This window comes from Micromonospora sp. DT229, assembly GCF_049844505.1.
GTDB lineage: Bacteria > Actinomycetota > Actinomycetes > Mycobacteriales > Micromonosporaceae > Micromonospora.
Genome location: NZ_JBNCLD010000005.1, coordinates 135270 through 146264, shown reverse-complemented (window position 1 = coordinate 146264; position 10995 = coordinate 135270). Strand labels below are relative to the sequence as shown.

The window sequence follows — 10995 nt, the reverse complement described above, 5'->3', positions numbered from 1 at the left end:
TAGCGGGGACAGGATTTGAACCTGCGACCTCTGGGTTATGAGCCCAGCGAGCTACCGAGCTGCTCCACCCCGCGTCGGTAGATTCAGCCTACCGCACCCGTGACCGCACCGATCACCCACCCCCGCCATTGGCACGAACACCGCCACATTCCCGACGAGCCACCGGAGCGGGCTCGGTGCCGAGCGGAAACGGACCACGGCCCCGGACTTGTAAGTCCGGGGCCGTGGTCGGGCAGTAGCGGGGACAGGATTTGAACCTGCGACCTCTGGGTTATGAGCCCAGCGAGCTACCGAGCTGCTCCACCCCGCGTCGCTAGATCCACCGTAGCGCACTACCCCCGGTCGCCGCAAAACGACCCCGGAACCGCCGGGCCGTCGGCGCGGCACCAGCAGAAAGGGGCCTGCCGCCGGATCACCGACGGCAGGCCCCTTTCGACTCAGATCAGCCGGTCGGTGACGGGCTGTTCGCGGGGACCCCGCCTCCGTTGGCCGCCTGCTGGGCCTGCTGGAAGGCGGTGAGGGCCTCGTCCAACTCCTTCAACGCGCGGCCGTACCGCTCGAAGTCGCCCGAGGTCTGCGCGGCCCGCACCTCCGTGATCGCGGCCTGCACCCGGTTGGCGGCCGCCGCCAGGTCGCCGGTCAGCGGCGGCGCGTCACCGGCCGGCGGGGTGGCCGAGGGAGTCGCCGACGGGGTGGCCCCGGGCTCCTCGTCCCCGGCCGGCGGCTCGGTGGCCGGCGGCGGGTTACCGGCGTTGGCCCGCTTGCCCTGCTCGACCAGCTGCTTGATGCCGTCTGTCGGGTTGTCGGCCAGGACCACGAAGGAACCGCCGTCACCGTAGGACATCAGCACCTTCTGCAGCAGCGGGTACGCGTCGGTCTGGTTGCTCTTGACGTACACCGGCTCGACGTACAGCATCCCGTTGCCGAAGGGCAGGGAGAGCAGGTTGCCGTACTGCACCTGGGCCTGGTTGGAGGAGAGCAGGTTCAACTGCTGCCGGATGTTGGCGTTGTTGGTCATCTGCTGGTGCACCTGCACCGGGCCGGAGACCCGGGTCTGGTCGGGCAACTCCAGCACCTGCAACCTGGGCTTGCCGTCCTGGTACGACCCGGAGATCAACGCCGCCAGGTTCTGCCGGCCGTTCGGGGTGACCGCGCTGGTCAGCTGGAAGGTCGGCGCGTCCTGCTCGGGGAACTGGGTGTAGAGGTAGTACGGCGGCTGCTTGACCTCGCTGTCCGGCGCGTCCGGCACGTTCGGCACCTGCCAGAAGTCCTGCCCGGAGTAGAAGTCGCCCGGGCTCGTGACATGGAACCGGGTGAGCAGGTTGCGCTGCACCTTGAACAGGTCCGCGGGGTAGCGGAAGTGGGCCGCCAGGGACTCCGGGATCTCGGCGCGCGGCTTGATCAGGTCACCGCCGAAGGCCTTGTTCCACGCCTTGAGCACGGGGTCGTTCTCGTCGAACTCGTAGAGGGTGACCGTGCCGTCGTACGCGTCGACGGTCGCCTTCACGGAGTTGCGGATGTAGTTGACGTTCTCCCGGGCCAACTGGATGGTGCCCCGGCCGGTCAACTCGTCCGTGGTCTCCTGCTGGAGGTTGACCCGCTCCGCGTACGGGTAGGTGGCCGCGGTGGTGTAGCCGTCCACGATCCACTGCACCCGGCCGTCGACGACCGCCGGGTAGGGGTCGCCGTCCAGGGTCAGGAACGGCGCGACCTTCTCCACCCGGTCCCGGGCGTTACGCACGTAGAGCAGCTTGGAGTTGTCGTTGACCGCCTCGGAGAGCAGGAAGTTCGCCTCCTGCTCCTTGATCGCGTAGAGCAGGCGCCGGGTGAACGAACCGATCTCGACGCCGCCTGAGCCGGTGTAGGTGTAGTACGACTCGCGGCCCTCACCGGTCTCGCCGGCCGGCCGGTCGAACTCGGCCGGGTTGGCGTCCGGGTTGGGCTTGCCGACGATGGCGTAGTCGCTGCCCTGCATCCGCTCGCCGTAGTAGATCCGGGGCTGGCTGGCCGGGATCAGGTCGGTGGGCGAGGAGCAGGACTCCTGCGCCCGGTCGCCGAGGAAGCCGGAGACGAAGTACGGCTGGCCACCGCAGACCACCCGGTTGGCGGGGGCGGCCACCACCCCGTACCCGTGGGTGTAGACCGTGTGCCGGTTGATCCAGTTGCTCTGCTGGGCGGTCAGCTCGCCGTAGTTGATCTCGCGTACCCCGACCACGTAGTCCTGGGTCTGGTTCTCGATGGTGTACCGGTCGATGTCCAGCTTCGGGCCGAAGTCGTAGAAGCCACGTACCTGCTGCAACTGGGTGTAGGTCTCGCTGACCAGCTGCGGGTCGAGCAACCGGACGTTCGACACCACCGAGGTGTCGGTGGCCAGGCTCTCCGGTGGGGTCAGGTTGCTGGCCGCGTACGGGGTGTGCTGCGCGATGTCCAGCCCGAAGGAGGCGCGGGTGGCCTGGATGCTGCGCTCGATGTACGGCGCCTCCTTGTCCCGGGCGCTGGGCTTGACCTCGAAGGTCTGCACCGCCCAGGGGTAGATGCCGCCGATCGCCACCGCGGAGACCCCGAGCAGGGCCAGGGAGATGCCCGGCCAGACCAGGTTGCGCATCCAGGCGTTGGAGAACACGATGATCGCGATCGCCACCACCACGGAGATGTAGGCGAGGATCTCCTTGGCCGGCAACAGGGCGTTGATGTCGGCGTACCCGGCACCGTAGACCCCCACCCCGTCGTTGTACTCCAGCAGCATGGAACGCCGGTCCAGCACGTAGGCGACCGCCTTGAGCAGGACGAAGACCGCCACCAGGGAACTCAGGTGGGCCCGCGCGGCGTTGGTCATCCGGTCGCCGACGCCCTGTAGCCGCACCCCGCCGAACAGGTAGTGCACCGCCAGCGAGCCGATCAGGGCCAACACCACGGCGGTGAAGCCCAGGCCGAGCAGGAAGCGCCAGAACGGCAACTGGAAGATGTAGAAGCCGATGTCCGTACCGAACTCGGGGTCGTTGACGCCGAAGTCGCCGCCGTTGCGGAAGAGCAGCCACTGGTTCCAGCGGCTCTGGGCGGACAGCCCGGCGAACAGCCCCACGATCGCCGCGGCCAGCGCGATCCACAGCCCCAGCCGGGGGCCGAGCAGCATCCGGTAACGCTCAAGGGTGGCCTGCTCCGGCGAATGCGGCCGGTTGCGGGGCCGCAGCCGTTGGGCCAGCCAGAGGTTACCCCCGACGATGGCCGCCATCGCTGCCGCGCCGGCCAGGAAGAGCACCAGTCGGGTGAGCAGGACCCCGGTGAAGACCTGGGTGTAGTCGACCTCGGAGAACCAGAGCCAGTCTGTCCAGGCCTGCACCCCCCAGCCCAGCAGGGTGAACAGGACGAACACCCCGATCAAGACGCCGACCGTGACGCGTCCACGTCGGCTCATCCTCGGCAGGGGGCTGCTGCTACGCATGACCACTGTTGGCTCCGCACGCTCGATATGATCGGCACCGACCAGGCACCCAGAGTACGGGGTGCGGCTGAGAGCATCCGAGCAAGGTCGCGGGGCAGCCGCCTGAGGCGACCCTCGCAGATCGCCACCTCCCGCGCGTTCGCCCTGCTCAGGGGCGGGACAACCGGCCGGAGGCGGGCGGTGGGGTCACCGCAGGATTCAGCAGTGGGTCGGCTCGCCGCCGGCCCGCAGGGTCTCCAGCGCCGCCAGGGCCTCGTCGAGCGAACCCACCTTCACCAGCGGCAGGTCGGGCTGCCGGTTGCGTACCGCCTCGGCACAGTTGGCCGCCGGCACCAGGAAGACCGTGGCACCGGCCTCCTTGGCCCCGACCAGCTTCTGCGGGATGCCGCCGATCGGACCGACCCGACCGGAGTCGTCGATGGTGCCGGTGCCGGCGATGATCCGGCCGCCGGTCAGGTCCTCCGGGGTCAACTTGTCGATGATGCCCAGGGCGAACATCAGGCCCGCGCTGGGACCCCCGATGTCCTTGAGGTCGAAGGAGAGGGTGAACGGATGCGGCTGCTGCTGCCCGATGTCCACCCCGATGCGGGGGCGACCGTCGATCTCCCGGGTGGTGATCGTGGCGGTGTCGGCCACCCCATCGCGGGTGAAGCCGATCCGCAGCGGGGTGCCGGCCGGCTTGGCCCTGATCAGTTCGGTCAGCCGGGAGGCCAGCGGCACCGCGGCACCGTCCACGGAGGTGATCACGTCACCCTCCTGGAGCACCCCGACCGCCGGGCCGTCGGCGGAGACCCCCCGGACGACGACCTGGACCTCGTAACCGAGCTTGCGCAGCGCGGCGGTCTCCGCACTGGTCTGGGAGACCTGGAAGTCCTCGGCGTTGCGCTGTTCGACCTGCTCCCGGCTCTCCCCCGGCGGGTAGACCAGCTCGCGCGGCACCACCGCCTGATCGTCGTCCAGCCACCCCTGGATGGCGGTCCGCAGCTTGGCGCTGGGCTGCACCCCTACCGTGGTCAGCCGGAGTTGACCGGTCGAGGTGGAGGTCTCCCGTCCGGAAACCTGGATGACCTCCTTGCCGTCCTCCTGCCCGAGGGTGTCCACGGTCGGACCAGGACCGAGCACCACATACGGGACGGGCGCACCGAGCACCCCGATGCTGAGTAGAGCGGTGAGCAGAGCACCGAGCAGGACGGTCACGCCTCGACGTCTCATGCGGCAGAGCGTACCGATCCGGGCCACGGCGTCCGGCGGCATGAGGGCGACTTCGCCCTCAGCGCAACAGCGGCGCGGGCCACCTGGGGCGCGGCACGCGTACCGTAGACGTCGTGCCTGATATTCCGTTCGGTTTCGCGCTACCAGGTGGGCAGTCGCCCGACCCCAACGACCCCGCGCAGATGCAGCAGTTCATGTCGCAGTTGCAGCACCTGCTCTCCGCGCCGGGAAGCGGGCCGGTCAACTGGGACCTGGCCCGCCAGGTCGCGGCCAGCCAGCTAGCCGCGTCGGGCGACCCGGCGGTCTCGCCGTACGAACGCAACGCCGTCGAGGAGGCGCTGCGCATCGCCGACCTCTGGCTGGAGCCGGCTTCCGCGCTGCCCTCGGGCATCCGGACCGTGATGGCCTGGAACCGCAACGAATGGATCTTCAAGACCCTCGATGTCTGGCGCAAGCTGTGCGACCCGGTGGCCAGCCGCATGGTCACCGCGATGGGTGACCTGGTGCCGCCGGAGGCCCGCGCCCAACTGGGCCCGATGCAGTCGATGGTCGCGACCCTGGGTGGCGCCCTCTTCGGCGGTCAGCTGGGCCAGGCCCTCGGCTCGCTCGCCGCGGAGGTGCTCTCCGTCGGTGACATCGGCCTGCCCCTCGGCCCGGCCGGCACGGCCGCCCTGATCCCGGCCAACATCCGCAGCTACGGCGAGGGCCTGGAGCTACCCGAGGACGAGGTACGCCTCTACGTCGCCCTGCGCGAGGCGGCACACCAGCGGCTGTTCGAGCATGTGCCGTGGTTGCGCGGGCATGTGCTCAACGCCGTCGAGACGTACGCCGCCGGCATCCGGGTCAACCGGGAGGCGATCGAGGAGGCGATGGGTCGGGTCGATCCGACCGATCCGGAGTCGATGCAGGCCATCGCGTTGGAAGGCATCTTCACCCCGGAGGACAGCCCTACCCAGAAGGCGTCCCTGGCCCGGTTGGAGACCGCCCTGGCCCTGGTCGAGGGGTGGGTCTGCCACGTGGTCGACGGCGCGGCGGCCGGCCGGTTGCCGAACGTGGTGGCGCTGGGCGAGGCCTTCCGTCGGCGCCGGGCCGCCGGCGGGCCGGCCGAGCAGACCTTCGCCGCCCTGGTCGGGCTGGAGCTGCGGCCCCGCCGACTGCGGGAGGCTGCGGCCCTCTGGGCGGCGCTCACCGAGCACCGGGGCATCGGCGGCCGGGACGCTCTGTGGGGGCACCCCGACCTGCTGCCCTCCGACGACGACTTCGCCGACCCGGTGGCCTTCGCCATGACCGATGTCGACCTGATGGCCGAGCTGGAAAGCTTCGACTTCACCGCCCCCGGCGGCCCGGAGGAGAAGGCCCCAGGCGAGCAGGGTCGCCGGGACGACGACCCCAAGGGCGGCGACACCCCCTCCTGAGAACGGGCACCGCGTCCGCACCGCTGACCCTGCGCGGGATCGCCAAGATCATGCTCAACCAGGCAAGATCACGCTCGATCTGGCATCGAGTGGCTTCGCGTGACTCTGAGGCCACTCGATCCCACATCGAGCGAATTCACACCGCGTCACGCGGGCAGCGTTCTTCACGCGGGGTTGCGCAGGTTCTGAGGGCTGAGGGCGCACCGCGCGGGGCCGTTCAGGCTCCGCCGGGCTGATGGGTCGCCGCGCGGGTTGTTCAGGACTCGCCGGGCTGGTCGGCGTCGGCCAGCAGGGCGCGGGTGTTCTCCCAGCCACCGAGGGCGGGGTCGAGCCGGGCCAGGTCCGCCGGGCCGCGCAGCCGGTGCCAGGAGGGGGTGACCGCCAGGTCACCCGGGCGGGGCGCCGCCGCGCGCACGGCCGCGGGCATGGTGGCGTCCAGGTCCAGCGGCGGCAGCCAGGGCGGTACGGGTAGCCGGGCTGCCACACCCAGCAGGCCGGCGCCGCCCTCGGCCGGGGCGACCGCTACCGGACGGCTGGTCAGCGGACGCAACAGCTTGCCGATGGTCAGCCCCGGCAGGTCGGGAGCGTCCCCGGCGATCACAGCCACCTGTTCGTACCGGCCCCCCTCCCCCGCTCCAGCACCACCGACCGGGTCGGCGGGGTCGGTCGGCGCGGTTGTGCTGGCCAGGGCGGCGAAGACCGCGTTCGGGGTGGGTTCGGGCACCTCGTAGACCCGGGTGCCCGGCCAGATCACCGCGTCGGCGAGCCAACGGTCTGCCGGGGTGACCGCCACCGCGGTGTCCACCTCGTTGAGGGTGGCCAGCAGGTCCACCACGTCCTCGGCGAGGGCCGTACGCCATTGGGCCGGGTCGAGGCCGGGCGGCGCCCAGGTGACCGGCGCCAGCAGGGCCACCACCACACGTCGGGGCATTCCCCGACCCTACGCCGTGGGTCGACCGGGGTGCCCGCCGGTGTCAGGGGACGCCGGAGACGGCCGCCACGCCCTCCAGATAGCCTCGGGCGCGTTCGGTCTTGGCGTACCTGCCGACCAGGGCCCAGAAGTGTGCGTTGTGGCTGGGCACGATGAGGTGCACGAGTTCGTGCAGCAGCACGTAGTCGAGGACCCAGTCCGGCATGTCCTGGAGTCGGTGGGACAACCGGATGGACCGGTCCGCCGGGGTGCAGGAGCCCCAACGGCCGTTCTGATTGCTCACCCAGCGGACGCTGGCCGGCAGGGCCTGGCTGCCGTATTCGGCCAGATAGAGATTGATCAGCCGGTCGGCTCGGGCCAGCAGTTCCCCGTCGGAGCGGGCCAGGCGGCCCTCCCGGGCGGCGAGCCGGGCGAGCATCCGGTCGACCCACTCGCTCTCCTCGGCCCGGGAGAACTGGTCCGGGATGAGGACGACGACGCGCTCACCGTCGCGGTAGGCGGACACCGTGCGTCGCCGGCGCTGGCTGCGCCGTACCTCGACGACCGGCTTCCGCGGCCCAGCCATCAGTGGGCCGCGCAGCCTCGGTTTGCTGTCACGATGGCAAGCTAATGCGTTGTCACCAGGGGTCCGCAAGGGTCAACCCGCGACACGCGTCCGAAAAATGGTGATTGGTCGCCAGAAGTCCCGAAAAAAATCTTCCCGGCCTCGGGGCGATGTGTCGCGATCACGCTTCGTGGTGGGCTGAGCGGTAATGTCGCTGCCCGCCCATGCTGAGTGATCATCGCATGGGCCCTGCCCAGCGGGGGTACCTGACCCCGCCACAACTGGCACCACCAGCGCAATTGCGGGCGCCCGGTCGGCGTGTCCCCGCGAAACTGGCTGATCTGGCCCGATTTGGCGTGCACACTCTCGACGTCGCCTTGCTCACAGTGGCAAAGCGCAGCTGACATGGAACCACCCACACCTGGGTAGGGTCCGCCAACCAGCGGTCACGAGGGTGACCGCGACAAAGACCAGCGCCGGACGCCGTACGCGACCGCCGCCGGAAACCCGCCGGACCGGTATCGACCGGCGGACGAGACGAGGAGGGCACCGTGGCCGACCAGGCCCAGAGCTACAACGGTTACTGCGTCAAGTGCAAGGAGAAGCGGGATTTCGAAGGCCGCGTGGAGGTCTCGAAGACCGGCATGAACATGGCCAAGGGCAAGTGTCCGGTGTGCGGCACAACAGTGAACCGCATCCTGGGCAAGGCCAAGGTCTGACGTACGCACCTGACGAACGGGGGGAGGCCGAGGCGGCCTCCCCCCGTTCGTCTGTGTGAGTGACTGTCGGAGGACCGACTGTAGCTACCCGCCGGTTGTGGATATCTCGTCAAATCCTGTGGACAGCCCTGGATCTGACCCTGACCACCTGTGGACAACGATCGACGCAACGCAGGGATTCGGTCACTGTTCGTACCCATGCCGCCTTCTTCGCCTTCCCCCCGTCCCACCCTGCTTCCCGGGCTAAGTCGCCTCTGGCGCGACCGGCACACCCTGCAACTCGGGCTCGACCAGGACCGAGCCGTCCTGGTGGAGATCGCGGACCCCCGGGCCGCCGAGCTGCTGGACCTGCTCGACGGCCGGCACAGCGAACGACAGGTGGTCACCGGCACCAAGAGCCGGACGGAGCACGCACATACCCTGCTCGACGCCCTGCGGGCCGCCGGGCTGGTGGTACCGATGCACACCCTCCTGCCCCGCGAGCTGACCGGACCCCGCCGGGCCAGGCTGGCCACGGAGGCCGCCGCCCTGGCCCTGACCGCCGCCCGGCTTCCGGGGACTCCCGCCCAGGTCCTCCGCCGCCGACTGGCCAGCCGAGTCATGGTCACCGGCAGCGGCCCACTCGGCGCCGCCATCGCCGTCGCCCTGGCCCAGGCCGGCGTCGGTCACGTTCATCCCGACCTGCCCGGTGTGGTCCGACCGATCGACCTGGTCGGTACCGGCATCGCGGCCGCTGAGATCGGTCGACCGTTGGGCCGGGCGGTGCGGGCCGCCGTCACCCGATCGGCGCCCGGCACCGGCACCGGTCCACAACGGCGGCCCCGGCCCGACCTGGTGATCCAACTGGGCACCGACCGGCCGGCCGCGCTGCTGGCCGCCGGACACACCCAACGTCGCCGACCACATCTGCTGGTGGACCTGCGGGAGGCCGTACCGGTGATCGGGCCGTTGGTCCGGCCGCCGGACGGGCCCTGCCTGGGCTGCCTGGACCTGCACCGCACCGACCGAGATCCCGACTGGCCCGCGCTGGCCGCCCAGCTGGCCAGTCGCCCCGCCACCCCCAGCGGCACCGTGGGCAGCCTGTTGGCGGCCACCGCCTTCGCGGTCAGTGAGGCCCTGCTACACCTGGACGGGGGTACCCCGGAGACCCTCGGCGCCGCGGTCGAACTCACCTCCCCGGGCAACCTCCGGCGCCGCCAGTGGCCGCCGCATCCCCGCTGCGGATGCTGGCGTGCCCGAACGCCGGGCAGTCAGCCCGGCCGCACGGCAGCAGCCGGGGTGCCGAGTCAGTAACAATGGCCAGGTGACCGACATCCCGCGCCGCGCCGTCTCCCGGACCGCCAAGCTCGCCGCTCTGCCGCTCGGCTTCGCCGGTCGGACCGTCCTCGGCATGGGAAAGCGTGTCACCGGGCTCGCCTCCGACGTGATCTCGGCGGAGATCCAGCAGCGTACGGCCGAGCAGCTGTTCAGCGTGCTCGGCCAGCTCAAGGGTGGGGCGATGAAGTTCGGCCAGGCCCTGTCGGTCTTCGAAGCCGCCCTGCCGGAGGAGGTCGCCGCGCCGTACCGGCAGGCCCTGACCAAACTCCAGGAGGCCGCGCCACCGCTGCCGGCCGCCAGCGTGCACCGGGTGCTGGCCGAGCAGCTAGGCCCGGCCTGGCGGGACCGGTTCGAAAGCTTCGACGATTCGCCGGCCGCCGCGGCGAGCATCGGTCAGGTGCACCGCGCGGTGTGGCGGATGCCGGACGACACCACTCGACAGGTCGCCGTCAAGATCCAGTATCCGGGGGCCGGTGACGCCCTGCTCGCCGACCTCAAGCAGCTCTCCCGACTCGGGGGGATGTTCCGGGCGATCCAGCCGGGGCTGGACATCAAACCGCTGCTGACCGAGCTGCGGGAGCGGATCACCGAGGAACTCGACTACGAGTTGGAAGCGGAGTCGCAACGGGCCTTCGCCACCGCGTACGCGGACGACCCCGAGATCTACGTGCCGAGGGTGTTCTCCGCCTCGCCCCGGGTCCTGGTCACCGAGTGGGTGGAGGGCACCCCGCTGGCCGACATCATTCGGGAGGGCAGTGAGCAGCAGCGCGACGAGGCGGGTCGGCTGATGGCCACCCTGCACCTGTCGGCCCCGATGCGGGCCGGGCTGCTGCACGCCGATCCCCATCCCGGCAACTTCCGGCTGTTGCCGGACGGCCGGCTCGCGGTGATCGACTTCGGCGCGGTGGCGCGGATGCCGGAGGGGACTCCGGAACCGATCGGCCGCATCGCGGGGCTGGCCCTGCGCGGCGACGCCGACGAGGTGGTGGCCGGTCTGCGGGCCGAGGGTTTCGTCAGCTCCGAGGCTCCGGTCGACGGCCAGGCCCTGCTGGACTTCCTGCGTCCGATGCTCGAACCGATCGCGGTCGAGGAATTCCGATTCACCCGGGCCTGGTTGCGGGCCGAGGCCGCCCGGCTGGCGAATCCCCGATCCCCGGCGTACCAGTTCAGTCGGCAGCTCAACCTGCCGCCGTCGTACCTGCTGATCCACCGGGTGACCCTCGGGTCGATCGGGGTGCTGTGCCAACTGGAGGCCCAGGCGCCCTACCGGGGCATCCTGGAACGCTGGCTGCCCGGCTTCGCCGAGGTCGACTGACCGCCCCGCACAGACTTCGGCGGGGGGGGGCCCAAAAAGTGCGCCCCCCCCCGGGGGGGGGGGGTTGACAAACAGAAACACGAGGGGGGGCCCCCCGGGA

Annotated in this window: 8 protein-coding genes and 2 tRNA genes; 4 read left to right on the top strand and 6 right to left on the bottom strand. The window is 70.7% G+C overall.

Annotation, left to right across the window (positions count from 1 at the left end; genetic code table 11):
* The 4 genes from ACLQ2T_RS10035 to ACLQ2T_RS10020 form a co-directional block, all read right to left on the bottom strand.
* Window positions 1-74, bottom strand: a tRNA-Met gene (locus tag ACLQ2T_RS10035).
* Between the two features lie 162 nt (window positions 75-236).
* Window positions 237-310, bottom strand: a tRNA-Met gene (locus tag ACLQ2T_RS10030).
* Window positions 311-442: 132 nt separating this feature from the next.
* A complete protein-coding gene (locus ACLQ2T_RS10025; RefSeq protein WP_425765717.1) occupies window positions 443-3442 on the bottom strand; it encodes a UPF0182 family protein in 3000 nt (999 codons plus the stop codon).
* Window positions 3443-3640: 198 nt separating this feature from the next.
* Window positions 3641-4654 (bottom strand): YlbL family protein, encoded by a 1014-nt coding sequence (locus ACLQ2T_RS10020; RefSeq protein ID WP_425765716.1) that lies wholly within the window; start codon window positions 4652-4654, stop codon window positions 3641-3643.
* Window positions 4655-4767: 113 nt separating this feature from the next.
* Between ACLQ2T_RS10020 and ACLQ2T_RS10015 the strand changes: the two genes are divergently transcribed.
* Entirely contained in the window at window positions 4768-6069 is a 1302-nt protein-coding gene (locus ACLQ2T_RS10015; protein WP_425765715.1) for a zinc-dependent metalloprotease, read from the top strand.
* Window positions 6070-6325: 256 nt separating this feature from the next.
* Here ACLQ2T_RS10015 and ACLQ2T_RS10010 read toward each other — a convergent pair whose 3' ends face one another.
* Window positions 6326-7000, bottom strand: coding sequence for a hypothetical protein (locus ACLQ2T_RS10010; RefSeq protein ID WP_425765714.1), 675 nt, complete (start codon window positions 6998-7000; stop codon window positions 6326-6328).
* A gap of 43 nt (window positions 7001-7043) precedes the next feature.
* Complete coding sequence (locus ACLQ2T_RS10005; protein WP_425765713.1) at window positions 7044-7565, bottom strand: M48 family metallopeptidase; 522 nt, start codon at window positions 7563-7565, stop codon at window positions 7044-7046.
* A 530-nt stretch (window positions 7566-8095) separates the two neighbouring features.
* Here ACLQ2T_RS10005 and ACLQ2T_RS10000 point away from each other — a divergent pair.
* From ACLQ2T_RS10000 to ACLQ2T_RS09990, 3 genes are all read left to right on the top strand, one after another.
* Window positions 8096-8263, top strand: a complete 168-nt coding sequence (locus tag ACLQ2T_RS10000; RefSeq protein WP_199714804.1) for a DUF5679 domain-containing protein — start codon at window positions 8096-8098, stop codon at window positions 8261-8263.
* A gap of 198 nt (window positions 8264-8461) precedes the next feature.
* A complete protein-coding gene (locus ACLQ2T_RS09995) occupies window positions 8462-9556 on the top strand; it encodes a hypothetical protein (protein WP_425765712.1) in 1095 nt (364 codons plus the stop codon).
* 10 nt (window positions 9557-9566) lie between these two features.
* Window positions 9567-10895: an ABC1 kinase family protein gene (locus ACLQ2T_RS09990; RefSeq protein WP_425765711.1), complete on the top strand. Its 1329-nt coding sequence runs from the start codon at window positions 9567-9569 to the stop codon at window positions 10893-10895.
* Window positions 10896-10995 lie beyond the last annotated feature (100 nt).

What these genes read in the sequence shown, in the direction of transcription:
- ACLQ2T_RS10020 (WP_425765716.1), bottom strand. Translation starts at nt 4,654, where the DNA reads ATGAGACGTCGAGGCGTGACCGTCCTGCTCGGTGCTCTGCTCACCGCT.
- ACLQ2T_RS10025 (WP_425765717.1), bottom strand. Translation starts at nt 3,442, where the DNA reads ATGCGTAGCAGCAGCCCCCTGCCGAGGATGAGCCGACGTGGACGCGTC.
- ACLQ2T_RS09995 (WP_425765712.1), top strand. Translation starts at nt 8,462, where the DNA reads ATGCCGCCTTCTTCGCCTTCCCCCCGTCCCACCCTGCTTCCCGGGCTA.
- ACLQ2T_RS10005 (WP_425765713.1), bottom strand. Translation starts at nt 7,565, where the DNA reads ATGGCTGGGCCGCGGAAGCCGGTCGTCGAGGTACGGCGCAGCCAGCGC.
- ACLQ2T_RS10010 (WP_425765714.1), bottom strand. Translation starts at nt 7,000, where the DNA reads ATGCCCCGACGTGTGGTGGTGGCCCTGCTGGCGCCGGTCACCTGGGCG.